The following is a 16,876-nucleotide window of genomic DNA, read 5'->3' as shown; positions in this document are numbered from 1 at the left end:
GACGACATGACCCGTAGCTCCGACTTCACCACCCGCCGCCGCGTGCTGGCGGCGAGCGCTTGCGCTTTGGCCAGCTTCGGCCTGCTCAATGGGCGCGTCGTCTTCGCGCAGCCCAAGCTGGGCAAGGTCGTCTACGGCCAGGGCAGCATCGACCCCTTTTTCGCGGCCGGCTACGTGGCGCTGAAAAAGGGCTTCTTCGGAGAAGGCGGCCTGGAGGTCGAGTACCTGAATTCGCAAAGCGGCCCGCGCACCAACCAACTGCTGGCGGCCGGCCAGATCGCCTTTGGCGCCACCGCGGCCACTGCCGCGCCCGCACTGACCATCGCGGGCAAGCCCGCCGCGCTGGTGTTCGGCTTTGACCGCAAGCTGACATACGCCAACGTCATCGTGCGCCGCGAGGACTTCGACAGCGGCAAGATCAAGTCGCTGAAGGACCTGGCGGGCAAGCGCGTGGGCGCGACCCAGCCGCAGTCCAGCACGTGGCTGATGGCGCTGTACCTGATGCAGAAGGCCGGCGTGGCCGACAAGGTCGACATCCGCCCGCTGGGCGATCTGGCGACGATGCTGGGCGCGCTCAAGACGGGCTCGGTTGCGGCCAGCATGGCCACCATGTCCATGATGGAACAGGCCCGCCAGGAAGGCTGGGGCGTTCCGATCTTTGACGCCACCACCGAAGCATCGTGGAACGAATTCATGGGCGGCGACGTGCCGGGCATCGCGGCGCTGACGCTGGAAGACACCATCCAGAAGCGTCCCGAGGTCGTGCAGGCCTTCGTGACCGCCATGGTCAAGGCGCAGGACTTCATCACCGCCAACAGCGCGGCCGCCATCACCGACGTCATCTACGACGATTACCTGAGCGCCTTCCCGCGCGCCGCCATCGAGAAGACGCTGGGCGTCTACAAGGAGACGGTGTTCTTGAAGGACAACATCATCACCGAGGACGCGTACAACCGCATGACGGCCATCATGGGCGACGGGCGCCAGTTCTCCAATGAAGAGATCAAGACCGTGCCTTACGCCAAATGCGTGAACATGAGCTTCGTGCGCAAAGCCCGGGGCCTTTGATGATCACGCTGGACAAGGTAGGCAAGGCGTACCAGTCGCGCCAGGGCACGACGCACGCCGTCGGCGAGGTCAGCCTGACGATCAACGAAGGCGAATTCGTGTCGATCGTCGGGCCGTCGGGCTGCGGCAAGAGCACGCTCTTGAACATGATCGCGGGCTTTCTGCAGCCCACCACCGGGACCATCCTGGTGGACGGCCGCGTGGTGGACGGGCAGGTGCCGCCCGCGCTGGGCTACATCTTCCAGAAGGACACGCTGCTGCCGTGGTTCAGCGTCAGGAAGAACGTGGCGCTGGGGTTGAAGTTTCAGGGCGTGCCGGCCGACCAGATCGCAAAGCGTGTCGCCGAACTGCTTGAACTGGGTCACCTGAGCGCCTTCGCGGACGCCTTTCCGCATCAGCTCTCCGGCGGCATGCGCCGGCGCGTGGCGCTGTTGATGAGCCTGGCGGTCGAGCCGCGCATCCTGCTGCTGGATGAGCCCTTCGGCGCGCTGGACACGCACACCAAGACCCACCTGCACCGAGAGCTGATGGAGATCTGGCGCAAGCTGGGCCAGACCATCGTGATGGTCACGCACGACCTGGACGAAGCCATCCTGCTGTCCGACCGCGTGGTGGTGCTGTCCGGCCCACCCAGCCGCGTGCTGCTGGACGAGCGCATCCAGATCCCGCATCCGCGCGACGTCTTCACGCTGCGCGAAACGCCGCAGTTCGTCTCCCACGTGCAAAGCCTCTGGAGCGTGCTGGGCCAGCAGTTCCGCGCCGCCGCCTGAACCGACAGTCATGAATTCGATGGATACCGCCGACACCCTGCAGGACCAGTTGCGGCTGGACCGCCGTGCCAACGCCGCGCGCCGCGTGCGCATCACCTTGTGGCAGGTGCTGATCCTTGCCGTCATCCTGGGCTCGTGGGAAATCCTCACGCGCATTCCGTGGTTCACCCAGAACACGCTTTTCGATCCCTTTTTCATCAGCCAGCCCTCGCGCGTCGCCGTGCGGTTGTGGGAATGGCTGCAACCCGGGCCGCGCTCGGTCTGGCCGCACCTGTGGCTGACGCTGCAGGCCACACTTGTCGGCCTGGTGGTGGGCGTGGGCAGCGGCTTCGTGGTGGGCATGACGCTCAGCCGCAGCCGCTTTCTGGCCGACGTGTTCAATCCGTTCATCGTGGCGTTCAATTCCATGCCGCGGATTGCGTTCGTCCCGCTCATCACCATGTTCTTCGGCCTGGGACTGGCGTCCAAGGTGGTCACGTCGTGGTTCGTCGTGTTCTTCCTGGTGTTCTTCAACACCTACAAGGGCGGGCGCAGCGTGGAGCGCGAGCTTGTCGATTTCTGCCGCACGCTGGGCGGCTCGCCGCGCCAGATCCTGTGGCGGGTGCGCATCCCCACAGCCGCGGCCTGGACCTTTGCCGCGCTGCCCAACGCCATCAGCTTTGCGCTGATCGGCGTGGTGCTGGCTGAGTTCGTGGGCTCGACCACGGGCATGGGATATCTGATGATCACCGCGCTGGCGACGCTGAACGCCACCGACATGTTTGCGGCCGTGACGCTGCTGTCCATCGTCGGCATCGCGCTGGTCTATTGTGTGACGTGGATCGAACGGCGGCTCTTGCACTGGGCGCCGGAGTTCCGGGAATGAGCGAGGCCCGAAAGATGAAGACCCTTCCGTATCTGCGCAATTTCGACCTGACGGGACAGGTGGCGCTGGTGACCGGCTCGGCCCGCGGGCTGGGCTTTTGCATCGCGCGGGCGCTGGCCGGTTGCGGCGCGCGCGTGCTGATCAACGGCCGCAATGCCGATGCGGTCAATGCCGCGGTGGCCGAACTGACGGGCGCGGGCCTGGACGCGCATCCGCTGCCGTTCGACGTGGCCGACGACGCGGCGATGGCCGCGGCCTTCGAACGCATCGACCGCGAGCACGAGCGGCTGGACATCCTGGTCAACAACGTGGGTGCGCGCAACCGCAAGACGCTGCAGGACACCAGCCCGGCTGAAATCCGCGAACTGATCGACACCGATCTGGTGGCCGGCATGCTGCTGGCCAAGTTCGCGGCCGAGCGCATGATGCGCCAGGGCGGCGGCAGGCTGATCGCGATTACCTCGGTGGTGGGGGAGTTGGCGCGGGCGGGCGATGCGGTGTATCCGGCGGCCAAGCAGGGACTGACGGGGATGGTGCGGGCGCTGGCGGCGGAATTCGGCGGGCATTACATCACCAGCAACGCCATCGCGCCGGGGACGTTTGCCACGGAGACCAATGCGGATATGGTGGCCGACCCGCAATTCGGCCCGCGCATCGCGGCGCGCAACCCGACGGGCCGGTGGGGCGAACCGGAAGAAATCGCCGGGGCGGCCGTATTTCTGGCATCACCCGCGGCGTCGTACGTGAACGGTCACGTGCTGGTGGTGGACGGCGGGCTGTCGATTCAGTTTTGAAGACGGCCCTGCTCAAGTCGTCTCGTCCTGATACCAGACGCCTTCGGCCAGCATCATCTTCTGATGGCCATGCCCGGCGGGCATCATCGGGAAGCAGTTCTCCTGCGCGGTGACCGCCACGTCCAGGAAGTACGGGCCATCGTGCGCCAGGCATTCGGCCAGCGCGGCGTCCAGCTTGGCCGGGTCATCCACGCGCGCCGCGCCCCAGCCGAAGGCGCGCGCCAGCGCCACGAAATCCGGCAGCGACGCGTTGTAGCTGTGGCTGTAGCGCCCGCCGTGGATCAGTTCCTGCCACTGGCGCACCATGCCCATGTAGCCGTTATTGCACAGCACGACCTTGACGGGCGTCTCGTGCTGCATGGCGGTGGACAGTTCCTGGATGTTCATCAGCACCGACGCGTCGCCGCTGACGCAGACCACGGTCTTGTCCGGGTGCGCGACCTGCGCGCCGATGGCGGCCGGCACGCCGTAGCCCATCGTGCCCGCGCCGCCAGACGTCAACCAGCGGTTCGGACGGTCAAAGCGCAGATACTGCGCCGCCCACATCTGATGCTGGCCCACGTCGGTCGAGACGATGGCGTCGCGGTCCGCCAGCGCGGCGTTCAGGCGCGACATCAGGTGCTGCGGCAGGATGGCGTCGGGCGCGGGCGTGAAGCCCAGGCAGTCCTGGGCGCGCCAGGCGTCGATGCGCTTGAACCAGGGCGCCAGGCGCGCTGGCTCCAGCGGGGTATCGCCCAGTTCGGCGCGCAGCGCCCGCACCAGCGGCAGGCAGTCGCCCACCAGCGCCACATCCACGCGCACCACCTTGTTGATCGACGCGGGATCGATGTCGATATGGATCTTGCGGGCGTGCGGGCAGAACTCGGACAGCTTGCCGGTGATGCGGTCGTCAAAGCGCGCGCCAATGCAGACGACGAGGTCTGAATTGTGCATGGCGAGGTTGGCTTCGACCGTGCCGTGCATGCCCAGCATGCCCACGAATTGCGGGTCGGACGCGGGAAACGCGCCTAGGCCCATCAACGTCAGCGTGCAAGGCGCGCCGGTGTGGCGCACCAGGTCGGTGAACGCTTCGCAGGCCTCGGGACCGGCGTTCACCAGTCCGCCGCCGCCGTAGAAGATGGGACGCTTGGCCTGCGCAATCAGCGCGGCGGCGCGGCGCACGGCCGACTGCGGGAGCTTGGCCGCCAGCTTGCCCGACTGCCGGCGCGCGCGCAGCGCGGCCAGCTTGTGCTGCGAGGGCACATCCGGGCCATCGCCGCTGTCGCGCGGCACCGCAAGCTGCACGTCCTTGGGAAAATCCACCAGCACCGGACCGGGACGGCCCTGGCGCGTCAGTTCAAACGCACGGGCCGTCACGCCGGCCACGTCGTCCACCGCGCGGATCTGGGTGTTCCACTTGGTGACGGAACGCGAAATGCCGATGGCGTCGCATTCCTGGAAAGCGTCGGTGCCGATGGCCGCCGTGGCCACCTGGCCGCTGATGCACAGCACCGGGATCGAATCGCACATGGCATCCAACAGGCCCGAGGTCGTGTTCGCCATGCCGGGGCCGGAGGTCACGAACACCACGCCCGTGCGGCCGGTAGTGCGGGCGTAGCCCTCGGCCGCATGCACCGCGGCCTGCTCGTGGCGCACCAGCACGTGGCGCAGGCGCGGCTCGGCGTACAGGGCGTCGTACAAAGGCAGGACGGCCCCGCCCGGATAGCCGAAGACCGTGTCGACGCCGTGCGCAATCAGCGTGTCGAGCAGAATCTTCGCCCCGTTTTCAGGGGCGGTTTCGGTGGCGGTTTCCGTGGCGGCAAGTGCGGCGGCGGCGGTGGGGTGCAGGCGATCGTTCATGCTATCCATCTTATTGGTAGAACCGAAGAATTTTTATCTTCTTTTCCACGGATAACGGGCGGACGGAGTAAATTCATCTTTGATTTGGAGGAATCAAAGAAAATGAACCTCGACAAGTTCGACTTGGCCATTTTGAAGGTACTGCAGGACAACGCGCGCGCCAGCCTGAACGACATCGGCGCGGCGGTCGGCCTGTCGTCCACCCCGTGCTGGAACCGCATCAAGCGCATGGAAAGCGCCGGGGTCATCCGCGGGTACACCGTGGACATCGATCCGGCCAGCCTGGGTTTCATGGACACGGTCATCGTCCACGTGACCCTGGAGAGCCACAGCGAAGAGACGCTGTATGAATTCGGCCGCGCGCTGGCGCAGATCCCCGAGGTGCTGGAGGCCTTCCTGGTGTCGGGCGACTACGACTATTACATCCGCATCGCCGTTCGCGACACCCGCGACTACGAGCGCCTCTTGCGCGAACAGCTCTACCGCATCCCGGGCATCCGGCACAGCAAGTCCTGCTTTGTGCTGCGCCGGCTGAAGGAAACCAAGCTGCCGCTGACCGGGCCGGCGGTGTAGGCCGACCCCGCGTCCGGTTCCTTTAGCGCAGCACGTAGTCCACCGGCACCGCCGGTTCCGGCAGGGGCCGCACGCCCAGGCCTTCGAGCAGGTCGATCTCGATGACGCGGGCCAGCGCCGACAGCGGCAGGTCATTCTCGTCCGCGCCGAAGGGGTCTTCCAGCTCGTCGCCCAGCGCGTCCAGGCCGAAGAAGGTGTAGGCGACGATGGTCACCGCAAGCGGCGTCAGGAACTCCAGCGTGCCCACCAGCCCGAAGGGCAGCAGCAGGCAGAACAGCCACGCCGTGCGATGCAGGAGCAGCGAATAGGCGAACGGACAGGGCGTGAACTTGATGCGCTCGCAGGCCGCCTGGATGGCGGCGCACTGCGCCACGCGCTGGGTCAGGCCCTGGTACAGGATGTCGGTCAGCTCACCGCGCCGCAGGCAAGCCGCGAGATCCCGGTTGATGGCCAGGAGCAGGGCATCGGGCACGTTGCGGCAGCCGGCCAGCGAATCCAGCTCGTCCAGCTGCACCCACGGCCGCACCGCCTCGACCATGTCCTGCCCGCGAAGCCGCGCCGCCAGCCCGTAGCCGAATCCGATGCAGCGCCGCACCAGACGCTCCTGCAAGGGATTGGCGGTGCTGGCCGCCAGCAGCACGGCGCTTTCGCGCGCCAGGCTGCGCGCCTGCACGACGAGGTCGCCCCATTGCTTGCGGGCTTCCCACCAGCGGTCATAGCAGACGTTGTTGCGAAAGCCCATGAAGACGGACAGGGCCAGCCCGAAGAGCGAGAACGGCACCGCGGTCAGATGCGCGGGCGAGAAGAACTGGCGGTGGTACATCCACACCACCACGCAGGAGAGCACCGTGATGACGATGATCCTGCTGAGGATGCGCGGGATGATGGAACCGCGCAGTACAAAGAACAAAGCCAGCGCGGAGGGCCGCGGACGGACGATCATGATGAATATCAAACAAGGGACAAGCCGGCGCTCACTATACGCCTGTGATCGCGCAAAGAGGCCGCCGATATAATTCTGTTTCGTCTCACGCCACACGCGACCTTCAATGACCACCGAAGACACCCCGATCAAGCCCTGGTACGCCGTCCGCCGCTCCAAGCTGCACGGCAATGGCGTCTTCGCCGCCCGCAAGATTCCCGCGGGCACGCGCATCATCGAGTACGGCGGCAAGCGCATCAGCGCCAAGGAAGCCGACCGCCGCCACCCGACCAATCCGGACGATCCCTTCCACACCTTCTTCTTCGCGCTCAGCTCCGGCCGCGTGATCGACGGCGGCGACGAAGGCAACGACGCGCGCTGGATCAACCATTCCTGCCAGCCCAACTGCGAAGCGCAGGAAGGCAAGCATGGCAAGCGCGTCTACATCGTGGCGCTGCAAGACATCGCGCGCGGCACGGAACTGTCGTACGACTACGGGCTGGTGCTGGATGGGCGCATCACGAAGGCGCTGAAGGAAGGCTACAAGTGCCTCTGCGGCACGCCGCCGTGCCGCGGCACGATGCTGGCGCTGCCCGCCAAGAAGGCGAAGAAAGCCGACAAGGCAGAGAAGGCGGAGAAGCCCGTCAAGGCCGAAAAGCCCGCCACGGCCGAAAAGACCACCAAGACCGAAAAGACCGCCAAGACCGATAAGGGCCCCGCGGCCAAAAAGGCCAGCGCCGCCGAAGCCGCCTGACGGCAACACGGGGCAGTCCCGCGCTTTCCGAAGACCACAACTGCAATAAGCATATTCAATCCCGTCCGGCGGACAGGCGTACAATCATTCGGTCGTTAACACGACATGCAGTACGTCTTCAGGGCGGGGTGCAATTCCCCACCGGCGGTATGCCATGCAATGTGGCGAGCCCGCGAGCGCCCGGCCAGCTATTTGGCCGGGGTCAGCAGACCTGGTGAGAAGCCAGGGCCGACGGTCATAGTCCGGATGAGAGAAGATGTGCCGGCACATACTCGGCTGCGCCGGGCGCGATTGCGCCCGCCTGGCCGTAGTGCGTTCGGCTGTCGATTAGCCCTGAAACGTTTTTCGCCCAATCCTTTTGCGAGAGCGTTTCAATGTCCAACGTTGCCTTTACCCAGCAGTCCCCCCTCCCCAGCCTGGCATCCCAGCCCTTTGCCGCCCGCTTGCAGCGCGCGCTGCATCATCTGCGTCTGGGCCGTCCCGTCATCCTGATGGACGACTTTGACCGCGAGAACGAAGCCGACCTGATCGTGGCCGCCGACCGGCTGACCGTGCCCGTCATGGCGCAACTCATCCGCGACGGCAGCGGCATCGTCTGCCTTTGCCTGCCCGGCGAAACCCTGGACCGCCTGGAACTGCCGCCCATGGTCCAGCGCAACCAGAGCCGTTTTGCCACGGCCTTCACCGTGTCGATCGAAGCGCGCGAAGGCGTGAGCACCGGCGTGTCCGCCGTCGACCGCGTGACCACGATCCGCGCCGCCATCGCGCCGTCCGCGCAGGCCGACGACATCGTCAGCCCCGGCCACGTGTTTCCGCTGCGCGCGCAACCGGGCGGCGTGCTGACGCGCCGCGGCCACACCGAAGGCTCGGTGGACCTGGCCGTGCTGGCCGGGCTGCGTCCGGCAGGCGTGCTGTGCGAACTGATGAACGCCGACGGCACGATGATGCGCGGCGCGGCGCTGGAGCGCTACGCCGCCGAACAGGGCCTGGTGGCGCTGACCATCGCCGAACTGGCCGACCACCTGCAAAAGCTGCAGGACGGCCAGGCCGAAGCGATCGACGACGAGGTCCTGGAGATGGCGGCCACCGTCTGACCGGCCGCAATGGGTGGGGCCGCGCCATCGCAGCCCCGATGCGGATGGCATAATCCGCGCGAATACTCGCCTTTTGCCCCACCCATGACCGTCATCCCCCAGCCCCGGAAATCGCCGCGCCAACTCAGGTCCCAGCACACTGTCGACACCATCCTGCAAGCCACGGCTCACGTTTTGGCCACGCATGGCTATGCCGGCACCAACACCAATCTGATTGCGGAAACGGCCGGCGTGAGCGTGGGCTCGTTGTATCAGTACTTTCCCAACAAGAACGCGCTGATCGCCGCGCTGCATGACCGTCACGACAACCAGATGCTGGATGTGATCGACGACGTGTTGAACGGCAATCCGGCGGCCACGCTGCGCGAACGCGTGGGCGCAATCGTGCAAGCCATGCTGCACGCGCATCTGCTGGAGCCGGCGCTGCATCGCGTGCTGGAAAGGGAATTTCCGCTGTTTGACCAGCCGCACGAACACAGCCGCGCGGACCAGGACATTCACCGCCGCATGCGGCATCTCTTGGAATTGCACCGCGCCGAGATCGCGCAGGCGGACCGGGATCTGGCGACCTACGTGGTCCTGCGCATCATGGAATCGCTGGTGCACGCGGCCGCGCTGGAGCCACCGGCGGGCTTCACGCCCAAGCAGCTGGAGGCCGCGGTGGTGGATGCAGTGATGGGGTATCTGGGCGCGCCCGCAGGCGCCGCCAAAAAGACGAAGGCCGCGCGCGCCTAGCTGCTGGCATCCAACGTCAGCTGCGCGCCATGCTGGCCAGGCAGTCCGCCGGGCCGCCATTCACGATGCGCGCGCTGCACGCCAGCATCAGGTTAAGGCTCAGCCCGAAGTCCTCGACGGTATGGCCCTGGGCGTCGACCATGCGCGATGCGCCGTCGTCGGCCGCCGCCCCCACCGCCACCTGATCGATCAGGCTGCCCGACTGGCCGGTATAGCCCCACACGGGTTTGCCGCAGGCAATGGCGTAACCCACCTCGAAGGCCGTGCCCGAATCGGGCTCGGCGCCACGAAACGGATTCAGGTTCGCCATCACCATGTCGGCGCGGCGGATCAGCGCGACGTTGGCGCGGTAGATCCACTGCGCCAGCGCCTGTCCGGACAGGTCCGGCGGCGCCGCGTTGTCCAGCGGAAACACGCCCTCGAAACCGTAGGTGGCGCACAGCGTCTTGAGCCGTTCGCCGTGCGCCACGGCGTCGGGCAGAAAGACGTCGAAACCCGCCAGATACACGCTGCGCATGGCCCTTACTCCGGATCGGCAACGTTGAAGGCTTCGCCGGTGGCGAAGAAGGAGCCGCCGGCCACGTAATGCACCGAACGGCGCTCGTCGGCCGGAAAGTGCCAGCGGTTGCCCGAGAACACGTCCGGCGCCGCCCATGCGGCCACGACCTCGCCGATGAAAAGGTCGTAGGCCTGCTGATTGTGCGGTTCAGGGATGACCTTGCATTCCAGCCACCCGAGGCAGCCCTCGATAAGCGGCGCGCCTATCTTGCTGGCGGCAAACGTGGTCAGGCCGCTGGCCTGGAACTTGTCTTCGTCGCGCCCCGAGTGCGAGCCCACCTGCAGCGTGGCGTGCGCCTGCGCGCGCGACGGAATGCACAGCGCGAATTCGCCCGAGGCTTCGATGAGCTCGCGCGTCCAGGTGTTCTTGTCCACCACCACCAGCATTTTGGGCGGACTGAAGTCCAGCGGCATGGCCCAGGCCGCGGCCATCACGTTGCGGGCGCCGCCGTGCGCGCTGGTCACCAGCACGGTCGGGCCGTGGTTCAAAAGCAGATAGGCGCGGGGCAGGTCGACGGGTTCGATCATGGGCAGCCTAGAACATGCCGTTCTTGTTGGCGGGGTTCTCGGGGATTTCCTGGCTCACGTCCCAGTGTTCGACGATCTTGCCGCCTTCAAGGCGGAAGATGTCGACCACGGCCTGGCCGCGGTCTTCGGGCGAGTCGCGCCACAGGTTGTGGATCATGACGAGGTCGCCTTCGGCGATCACGCGCTTGATCTCGACGATGGCCTGCGGATGCTGCTCGAAGTAGCGCGGGAAAAAGTCGACCATCGGCCCGACACCGTCCTGCATGTACGGATTGTGCTGGGTGTAGTTCGGGCCGACGTACAGACGCACCGCCTCGTCGATATCGCGGTCCTGGAACATCATGCGGAAGAACGCGACGGCAATTTCCTTGTTCGACTGCGGCGCGGCCGCAAGCGCCGGCGCAGCCGCCACGCAACTGGCGGCGACCAGCAGGCAGGCAGCCAAGGATTTCCACTTCATACGCATACAGGACTACTCAAATGACGCCGGCTGGCGGCCTGCCAGTTTACAAACAAACGCGGCGCAAGATCAGTATCCGACGGTATAGCGGCGGCGCGAATGCCGCGGCGTTTCGACTTCGTCGGCCAGGGCAATCGCGTAGTCTTCCATGGAAATCCAGCTCTTGCCCTCGTCGTCGGCCAGCAGGTTGTCGTCGCCCACGCGGAAGGATCCGGTACGCTCGCCGGGCTCGAACATGGCCGAGGGCGACAGGAAGGTCCAGTTCAGCACCTTTTCCTGGCGCAGCGTGTCCAGGAACACGACGCCTGCGCGCGCCTCGGGCTTGTAGGCGTCCGGGAACTCGGGGGTGTCGATCAGCATCTTGCCGGGCGCGACCAGCAGGCTGCCCGCGCCCCCCACGACCAACAGGCGCGGCACGCCGGCGTTCTTCACGGCGGCCAGAAGGGGCTTGGCATCGGTGGACACGAAACGCGTGGCGCTGATGACGGCGTCATGGCCGGTCAGGATCGGGGTCAGGCCTTCGGGATCGGTGGCATCGCCCTGGCGGACCGTCAGGCCCGGCTGCTCGTTGACGTCGGCCGGGTTGCGGGCGATGCCCGTCACCTGGTGGCCGCGCTTTAACAATTCGTCCGCCACGCGGGACCCCACGCGGCCGGTAATGCCGATCAATGCGATTTTCATGGTCTTGCTCCTGGAAGGGATGGGCCGGGAGCGGCCGCCGCACGATTGCGGCAGCGCGGGCTTCGGCTCAGGCCAAGCCATACTATTCGGTCAAATCCGAACGAAAAACCCGCTAACCAGGAAGAGTTTTTTGCAAACCGTGCACCAATGGGTGCGAACCGGCAGCAGCGCGAGATGACCGGACGCGCCGCACGCCGCGGCACGCGCAATCAGTGTGCGCCCGGCGGCCCCGCTTGAACAGGGGGCCGCTCCCGCGATCAGCGGGCGGCGCGTTGCGCCTGGTAGACCTGCAGGTGCGAATAAGCCACGCGCAGGTAGGTGGCGTCCACGCCCAGCGTGCGGGCGCGGCGGACCATGTCGCCGACGATGTGGTCGGCTTCCACGGGCAGGCCCTGGCGCAGGTCGCGGAACATGGAGGCGGTCATGGGCTGGGTGCGGTCGGACAGCAGCTTGCGCACGGTGGCGTCCGCCTCGGGCCGCACGGTGTGGCCGGAGGCCGCGGCGACCGCCTGCGATTCCTGCAGCAGGCCGAGCAGGAAGTCCACGCCGTCGTCGGTGGATGCGATCTCGCCGACCGAGCCGCGCATCAGGCAGGTGGCGGCGGCCAGCGTCGTCAGCATGACGTACTTTTCCCAGATGTCCTGGTAGATGCTTTCGCTGAGGCGGCTGACGTATTCGCCGCCCGCCAACGCCTGCTCCAGCGCCACGCAGCGCTCGCTGCGGGCAGGGCCGGCGCGTTCACCGAACACCAGGTTGGCGTGTTTGCCCAGGTGGACCACTTCGCCTTCGGGACCGAGGGTGGCGTTGATCTGGCACAGGCCGCCCAGCACGCGATGCGGCTCGAACTCGCGGTCCAGCACGTCGTACTGGAGCACGCCGTTCATGATGGGCAGCACGGCGGTGTCGGGACCCACGGCCGGACGGATGGCCTCGATGGCGCTGTCCAGGTCGTAGGCCTTGCACGACAAGACGACGATGTCGTAGCTGTCCTTCAGCGTCTGCTGCGTGACCAGCTTGGGGTGCAGCGTGGCATCGCCCAGCGGACTCTGGATGCGCAGTCCGTGTTCGCGGATGCGCGCGGCGCGCGGCTCGCGCACCAGGAACGTCACGTCCGCGCCGGCTTGCGCCGCGCGTCCGCCAAAGTATCCGCCGGTGCCGCCGGCGCCCAAGAACAACAACCGCATGCCTGTCTCCTGTTGGCTGCCCGCGTCGGGCGCGGGCCGATGCGCGCATTATGCGCCCGGGTCTGGCGCGCCGCCCAGCGCCCGCCCTCCGAGGGGCCATGCGCCGGACGCTTCAGGCCTGCTGTTCGCGTTCGGCCCAGGCGTCGTAGCCGCCGCGCAGCGCCCAGATCTTGCGGTAGCCGGCCGCACGCAGCCGCGAGGCCAGCAGGGCGGCCGACACTTCATTGGGGCATGCGCAATAGACCACGATGTCGGAATCGATCGCGCCGGGATCGAGCGCGGGCAGCGGCTGCTTCAGGTCCACGGCCACGGCGCCCGGAATGCGTGCGGCATCGCGCTGGGCCTCTGGCCGCACGTCAAAAACCAGCGCATCTCGTCCGCTCTGGCGCCACTGCATCAGCTCGTCCACCGACAGCCGCGGAATGACGCGCAGGCTGCGCAGCAGGATCTTGCGCCGCAGAAAGCGCGCCACGATGTACAGCGCCAGCACGGCCGCCAGCACCGCCAGTCCCATCGGGCCGTAGGTGCCCAGGATGTCCAGCACGTCGTTGACCACGCTGTGGAAAAGGCCGCCCAGCAGCAGGGCCGAGCCCACCCAGATCAGCGCGCCGGCCAGGTCGTAGAGAAAGAAGCGGCGGTACGGCGTGTTGGTCAGCCCCGCCATGACGGTGGACAAAGCGCCCGCGCCCGGCAGGAACTTGCACACCAAGAGCGCGCGCACGCCGATGCGCAGATACAGGCGCTGCGTCTGGCGGATGCACGAATCCTGCGACAGCGACACCTTGCAGACCACGCCCAAGAGGCGCGACCCGTAACGCCGCCCGGCCCAGTACCACAGGCTGTCGGCGATGAGGCAGGCGGCGGTCGCAGCCAGCAGGGGCACAAGCCAGCCGCTGGCGCCGGCCAGCGCGCCGGCCGCGATGATCATGGGATAGGCGGGCACCGGCAGACCGGCCTGCTCGATGAGGACGTTGCCGAACACCAGCCACCCGCCGTACTGCTCGAGCAGCAATTGAATATCTTGCATGGGATTTCCAGCTTGCCGCGCGCGGCGCGGCTCATCCGCGGATTTTAGGCGCGCGGCGGCGCGCCGGGGCCATAGACCCTGCCAGCCGCGCGGCAACGGTCTGTTCCGTTTGCGCGCCGCCTGCTGCCGTCCCGCCCGAAAGCGGCGCACCAATGTGGTGCCACGCTTCCCCGCCAGGGTGCCTATAATTCTGCCCGGCCATCAGGTTTGCCCGCCTTGCCGCGGGACTGCCCCGTGGCATACAAATTGCTTCGCCAGGACAGGCTGAGAACTCGACCATTCGGGCGGGTGCGCCGCCTGGCGCTCCCATCCGATGACCGAGCCCACGCCCCCGTTCACGCACGATCTGCCCGGCATGCCTGCCGGCCGCAGCGGCCTCCGTGCTGCGGGCGTCATCCCCCCTCATCTCCATTCCCTGTCCTTCCCCGCGTAGGAGTCACCTGCATGAAATCCCTTTCCCTTTCGACCGCCAGCGGCATCGCCCGCCGCGGCCTGCTCAAGCTGGCCTTGGCTGCAGCCGGCGCAATGCTGTTCTCGGGCGCGGCCCTGGCCCAGGCGCCCGCCAAGACCAAGGTCGCCGCCGTCTACACGGTGCCGGTCGAACAACAATGGGTATCGCGCATCCACAAGGCGCTGTCGGCCGCGCGCGACCGTGGCGACATCGAGTACACGTTCTCGGAAAACGTCACCAACGCCGACTACGAGCGCGTGCTGCGCCAGTACGCTGAACAAGGCAACAAGCTGATCGTGGGCGAGGCCTTCGCCGTGGAAGCCGCCGCCCGCAAGGTCGCCAAGGACTATCCGCAGACCGCCTTCCTGATGGGTTCGTCGGGCAAGCCGCAGCAGCCCAACTTCTCGGTGTTCGACAACTACATCCAGGAACCGGCCTATCTGACCGGCATGATCGCCGGCGGCATGAGCAAGACCGGCAAGATCGGCCTGGTGGGCGGCTATCCCATCCCCGAAGTGAACCGCCTGATGCAGGCCTTCATCGAGGGCGCCAAGGAAATCAATCCGAAGGCTGAATTCACCGTGACCTTCATCGGCTCGTGGTTCGATCCCCCCAAGGCCAAGGAAGCCGCCTTCGCGATGATCGACAAGGGCGCGGACGTGCTGTACGCCGAACGCTTCGGCGTGTCGGACGCCGCCAAGGAACGCGGCAAGCTGGCCATCGGCAACGTGATCGACACCCAGCCGCAGTACCCCGAGACGGTCGTCGCCTCGGCGCTGTGGAGCATGGAGCCGACCATCGACGAAGCGCTCAAGCAGGTCAAGGCCGGCACGTTCAAGGCCGAAGACTTCGGCCAGTATTCGCTGATGAAGCACAAGGGCTCGTCGCTCGCGCCGCTGGGCACCTTCGAACAGAAGATCCCGGCCGACCTGATCGCCAAGGTCCAGGCCAAGGAAAAGGCGATCCTGGACGGCAGCTTCACCGTCAAGGTCAACGACAAAGAACCCAAGTCCTCGGCACGATGAATCAAGCGCCTCTCGCCCTGCAACTGACAGGGATCACCAAACGCTTCGGCAGCCTGACGGCCAACGACGATGTTTCGCTCACGCTGCGCCAGGGCGAAGTGTTGGCCTTGCTGGGCGAGAACGGCGCCGGCAAATCGACCCTGGTGTCGATCCTGTTCGGCCACTACGTGGCCGACGCCGGCAGTATCGAAGTCTTCGGCAAGCCCCTGCCCGCCGGCCGGCCCGACGCCGCGCTGGCGGCGGGCGTCGGCATGGTGCATCAGCACTTCACGCTGGCCGACAACCTCACCGTGCTGGACAACATCATGGTGGGCACCGAATCGCTCTGGAAGCTGGCCTCGGGCCGCGGCCAGGCCCGCAAGCGCCTCGTGGAACTGGGCAAGCGCTTCGGCCTGGGCGTGGACCCGGACGCGCGCGTGGGCACGCTGTCGGTCGGTGAAAAACAGCGCGTCGAAATCCTGAAGGCGCTGTACCGCGGCGCCCGCGTGCTGATCCTGGACGAGCCCACCGCCGTGCTCACGCCGCAGGAAGTGCAGGACCTGTTCGCCACCTTGCGCGGCTTCGTCGACGAAGGACTGGCGGTCATCTTCATTTCGCACAAGCTGGACGAAGTGATGGCCGTTTCGCGCCGCGTGGCCGTGCTGCGGCAAGGCAAGCTCGTCGCCGAGCGCGACACCGCGGGCACCAATCCGGCGGAACTGGCCGAACTGATGGTGGGCCGCAAGGTGGTCATGCCGCGCGCCGAAGCCGCTTCGGCCGCCGAGCAGGCCGCGCCCGTGGTGACGCTGTCCCAGGTCACCGTGCGCGACAGCCGCGATGGCGCGCCGCGCCTGGACAGCCTGGACCTCGTGGTCCACACGCATGAAATCGTGGCCATCGCCGGCGTGGCCGGCAACGGCCAACAGGCGCTGGTGTCGGTGCTGACCGGCCTGCGCCAGCCCTCGGACGGCACGATCCGGCTGGGTCCGGAACACGCTGCGGCGCCGACGACGCCCGCCGGCTGGACCGCCGCGCGCGTGGGCCGCATTCCGGAAGACCGCCACGGCGAAGGCATGATCGGCGACAGCCCCTTGTGGGAAAACGCCATCGTCGAAGACCTGAAGGACAAGCGCTTCGCGCGGCACGGCCTGATCCGCGCCCGCGCGGGCAAGGCCTACGCGGCGTCGCTGGCCAAGCAGTTCGACGTGCGCGCCGCGTCGCTGGACGTGCGCACGCGCAGCCTGTCGGGCGGCAACATGCAAAAGCTGATCCTTGGCCGCACGCTGGCGCGCGAGCCGCGCTTCATCGTGGCCGATCAGCCCACCTGGGGCCTGGACATCGGCGCGGTCGCCTACGTGCGCGAGCAGCTTCTGGCCGCCCGCGCCCGCGGCGCCGGCGTGCTGCTGGTGTCCGAGGACCTGGAAGAGATCTTTGCGCTGGCCGACCGCATCGCCGTGCTGTGCGGCGGCAAGCTGGTCGCGGTCAAGCCGGTGGCCGAATGGACGCCGGCCACCGTCGGCCTGGCCATGACGGGAACCCGGGCGTGACGGTGCAAACCGTGCCGCCTGG

Annotated in this window: 18 protein-coding genes and 1 riboswitch; of the genes, 10 read left to right on the top strand and 8 right to left on the bottom strand. The window is 67.1% G+C overall.

What is annotated here, in order from left to right; genetic code table 11:
* Positions 1-6: 6 nt before the first annotated feature.
* Genes H4P35_RS00290 through H4P35_RS00275 form a run of 4 tightly spaced genes read left to right on the top strand, consistent with a single transcriptional unit; the run spans position 7 to position 3,497 of the window.
* On the top strand, positions 7-1,068 hold the full coding sequence (locus tag H4P35_RS00290) for an ABC transporter substrate-binding protein (protein WP_226847657.1): 1,062 nt from the start codon (positions 7-9) through the stop codon (positions 1,066-1,068).
* The gene (locus H4P35_RS00285) at positions 1,068-1,838 is read left to right on the top strand and encodes an ABC transporter ATP-binding protein (protein ID WP_180099854.1); all 771 of its coding nucleotides are present in this window, start codon (positions 1,068-1,070) and stop codon (positions 1,836-1,838) included. Before H4P35_RS00290 ends, H4P35_RS00285 begins: the two co-directional genes overlap by 1 nt.
* Positions 1,839-1,857: 19 nt before the next feature.
* Positions 1,858-2,703 carry an ABC transporter permease gene (locus H4P35_RS00280; protein WP_108006355.1) on the top strand — a complete coding sequence of 282 codons (846 nt, stop codon included), beginning with the start codon at positions 1,858-1,860 and terminating at the stop codon, positions 2,701-2,703.
* A 14-nt stretch (positions 2,704-2,717) separates the two neighbouring features.
* Positions 2,718-3,497 (top strand): SDR family oxidoreductase, encoded by a 780-nt coding sequence (locus H4P35_RS00275; protein ID WP_226849419.1) that lies wholly within the window; start codon positions 2,718-2,720, stop codon positions 3,495-3,497.
* A gap of 12 nt (positions 3,498-3,509) precedes the next feature.
* Here the strand turns inward: H4P35_RS00275 and ilvB are convergent, their stop codons facing one another.
* A complete protein-coding gene (gene ilvB, locus H4P35_RS00270; RefSeq protein WP_226847656.1) occupies positions 3,510-5,345 on the bottom strand; it encodes a biosynthetic-type acetolactate synthase large subunit in 1,836 nt (611 codons plus the stop codon).
* A gap of 93 nt (positions 5,346-5,438) precedes the next feature.
* Between ilvB and H4P35_RS00265 the strand changes: the two genes are divergently transcribed.
* Entirely contained in the window at positions 5,439-5,909 is a 471-nt protein-coding gene (locus H4P35_RS00265) for an Lrp/AsnC family transcriptional regulator (protein ID WP_063953553.1), read from the top strand.
* A gap of 22 nt (positions 5,910-5,931) precedes the next feature.
* Here H4P35_RS00265 and H4P35_RS00260 read toward each other — a convergent pair whose 3' ends face one another.
* On the bottom strand, positions 5,932-6,852 hold the full coding sequence (locus tag H4P35_RS00260; protein WP_226847655.1) for a bestrophin family protein: 921 nt from the start codon (positions 6,850-6,852) through the stop codon (positions 5,932-5,934).
* A 106-nt stretch (positions 6,853-6,958) separates the two neighbouring features.
* Between H4P35_RS00260 and H4P35_RS00255 the strand changes: the two genes are divergently transcribed.
* The 3 genes from H4P35_RS00255 (at position 6,959) to H4P35_RS00245 (ending at position 9,414) form a co-directional block, all read left to right on the top strand.
* Entirely contained in the window at positions 6,959-7,585 is a 627-nt protein-coding gene (locus H4P35_RS00255; protein ID WP_226847654.1) for an SET domain-containing protein, read from the top strand.
* Positions 7,586-7,695: 110 nt separating this feature from the next.
* A riboswitch (FMN riboswitch) is annotated at positions 7,696-7,847 on the top strand.
* A 112-nt stretch (positions 7,848-7,959) separates the two neighbouring features.
* Positions 7,960-8,679: a 3,4-dihydroxy-2-butanone-4-phosphate synthase gene (gene ribB, locus H4P35_RS00250; RefSeq protein WP_056327690.1), complete on the top strand. Its 720-nt coding sequence runs from the start codon at positions 7,960-7,962 to the stop codon at positions 8,677-8,679.
* An 84-nt stretch (positions 8,680-8,763) separates the two neighbouring features.
* Positions 8,764-9,414, top strand: a complete 651-nt coding sequence (locus tag H4P35_RS00245) for a TetR/AcrR family transcriptional regulator (protein WP_226847653.1) — start codon at positions 8,764-8,766, stop codon at positions 9,412-9,414.
* A gap of 16 nt (positions 9,415-9,430) precedes the next feature.
* Here H4P35_RS00245 and H4P35_RS00240 read toward each other — a convergent pair whose 3' ends face one another.
* The 6 genes from H4P35_RS00240 to H4P35_RS00215 form a co-directional block, all read right to left on the bottom strand.
* The gene (locus H4P35_RS00240; protein ID WP_128829696.1) at positions 9,431-9,931 is read right to left on the bottom strand and encodes a nucleoside 2-deoxyribosyltransferase; all 501 of its coding nucleotides are present in this window, start codon (positions 9,929-9,931) and stop codon (positions 9,431-9,433) included.
* A gap of 5 nt (positions 9,932-9,936) precedes the next feature.
* Entirely contained in the window at positions 9,937-10,500 is a 564-nt protein-coding gene (locus H4P35_RS00235) for a flavin reductase family protein (RefSeq protein WP_370638947.1), read from the bottom strand.
* A gap of 7 nt (positions 10,501-10,507) precedes the next feature.
* The gene (locus tag H4P35_RS00230; protein WP_056327686.1) at positions 10,508-10,966 is read right to left on the bottom strand and encodes a nuclear transport factor 2 family protein; all 459 of its coding nucleotides are present in this window, start codon (positions 10,964-10,966) and stop codon (positions 10,508-10,510) included.
* Positions 10,967-11,029: 63 nt separating this feature from the next.
* Positions 11,030-11,641, bottom strand: a complete 612-nt coding sequence (locus H4P35_RS00225) for an NAD(P)-dependent oxidoreductase (RefSeq protein ID WP_062839340.1) — start codon at positions 11,639-11,641, stop codon at positions 11,030-11,032.
* 257 nt (positions 11,642-11,898) lie between these two features.
* Positions 11,899-12,825: a 2-dehydropantoate 2-reductase gene (gene panE, locus H4P35_RS00220; protein WP_226847652.1), complete on the bottom strand. Its 927-nt coding sequence runs from the start codon at positions 12,823-12,825 to the stop codon at positions 11,899-11,901.
* Between the two features lie 112 nt (positions 12,826-12,937).
* Positions 12,938-13,852: a DedA family protein/thiosulfate sulfurtransferase GlpE gene (locus H4P35_RS00215; protein WP_226847651.1), complete on the bottom strand. Its 915-nt coding sequence runs from the start codon at positions 13,850-13,852 to the stop codon at positions 12,938-12,940.
* A gap of 444 nt (positions 13,853-14,296) precedes the next feature.
* On the opposite strand from H4P35_RS00215, the gene H4P35_RS00210 reads away from it, so the two are divergent.
* On the top strand, positions 14,297-15,328 hold the full coding sequence (locus H4P35_RS00210; RefSeq protein WP_056327682.1) for a BMP family protein: 1,032 nt from the start codon (positions 14,297-14,299) through the stop codon (positions 15,326-15,328).
* Positions 15,325-16,854 carry an ABC transporter ATP-binding protein gene (locus H4P35_RS00205; RefSeq protein ID WP_226847650.1) on the top strand — a complete coding sequence of 510 codons (1,530 nt, stop codon included), beginning with the start codon at positions 15,325-15,327 and terminating at the stop codon, positions 16,852-16,854. The genes H4P35_RS00210 and H4P35_RS00205 overlap by 4 nt, the downstream gene beginning before the upstream one ends.
* Positions 16,855-16,876: the final 22 nt, after the last annotated feature.

This window comes from Achromobacter sp. 77, from assembly GCF_020541125.1.
Lineage (GTDB): Bacteria > Pseudomonadota > Gammaproteobacteria > Burkholderiales > Burkholderiaceae_B > Achromobacter > Achromobacter mucicolens.
This window is presented reverse-complemented; position numbering and strand designations above follow the sequence as displayed.

What these genes read in the sequence shown, in the direction of transcription:
- H4P35_RS00290 (WP_226847657.1), top strand. Translation starts at nt 7, where the DNA reads ATGACCCGTAGCTCCGACTTCACCACCCGCCGCCGCGTGCTGGCGGCG.
- H4P35_RS00285 (WP_180099854.1), top strand. Translation starts at nt 1,068, where the DNA reads ATGATCACGCTGGACAAGGTAGGCAAGGCGTACCAGTCGCGCCAGGGC.
- H4P35_RS00280 (WP_108006355.1), top strand. Translation starts at nt 1,858, where the DNA reads ATGGATACCGCCGACACCCTGCAGGACCAGTTGCGGCTGGACCGCCGT.
- H4P35_RS00275 (WP_226849419.1), top strand. Translation starts at nt 2,718, where the DNA reads ATGAAGACCCTTCCGTATCTGCGCAATTTCGACCTGACGGGACAGGTG.
- ilvB (WP_226847656.1), bottom strand. Translation starts at nt 5,345, where the DNA reads ATGGATAGCATGAACGATCGCCTGCACCCCACCGCCGCCGCCGCACTT.
- H4P35_RS00265 (WP_063953553.1), top strand. Translation starts at nt 5,439, where the DNA reads ATGAACCTCGACAAGTTCGACTTGGCCATTTTGAAGGTACTGCAGGAC.
- H4P35_RS00260 (WP_226847655.1), bottom strand. Translation starts at nt 6,852, where the DNA reads ATGATCGTCCGTCCGCGGCCCTCCGCGCTGGCTTTGTTCTTTGTACTG.
- H4P35_RS00255 (WP_226847654.1), top strand. Translation starts at nt 6,959, where the DNA reads ATGACCACCGAAGACACCCCGATCAAGCCCTGGTACGCCGTCCGCCGC.
- ribB (WP_056327690.1), top strand. Translation starts at nt 7,960, where the DNA reads ATGTCCAACGTTGCCTTTACCCAGCAGTCCCCCCTCCCCAGCCTGGCA.
- H4P35_RS00245 (WP_226847653.1), top strand. Translation starts at nt 8,764, where the DNA reads ATGACCGTCATCCCCCAGCCCCGGAAATCGCCGCGCCAACTCAGGTCC.
- H4P35_RS00240 (WP_128829696.1), bottom strand. Translation starts at nt 9,931, where the DNA reads ATGCGCAGCGTGTATCTGGCGGGTTTCGACGTCTTTCTGCCCGACGCC.
- H4P35_RS00235 (WP_370638947.1), bottom strand. Translation starts at nt 10,500, where the DNA reads ATGATCGAACCCGTCGACCTGCCCCGCGCCTATCTGCTTTTGAACCAC.
- H4P35_RS00230 (WP_056327686.1), bottom strand. Translation starts at nt 10,966, where the DNA reads ATGCGTATGAAGTGGAAATCCTTGGCTGCCTGCCTGCTGGTCGCCGCC.
- H4P35_RS00225 (WP_062839340.1), bottom strand. Translation starts at nt 11,641, where the DNA reads ATGAAAATCGCATTGATCGGCATTACCGGCCGCGTGGGGTCCCGCGTG.
- panE (WP_226847652.1), bottom strand. Translation starts at nt 12,825, where the DNA reads ATGCGGTTGTTGTTCTTGGGCGCCGGCGGCACCGGCGGATACTTTGGC.
- H4P35_RS00215 (WP_226847651.1), bottom strand. Translation starts at nt 13,852, where the DNA reads ATGCAAGATATTCAATTGCTGCTCGAGCAGTACGGCGGGTGGCTGGTG.
- H4P35_RS00210 (WP_056327682.1), top strand. Translation starts at nt 14,297, where the DNA reads ATGAAATCCCTTTCCCTTTCGACCGCCAGCGGCATCGCCCGCCGCGGC.
- H4P35_RS00205 (WP_226847650.1), top strand. Translation starts at nt 15,325, where the DNA reads ATGAATCAAGCGCCTCTCGCCCTGCAACTGACAGGGATCACCAAACGC.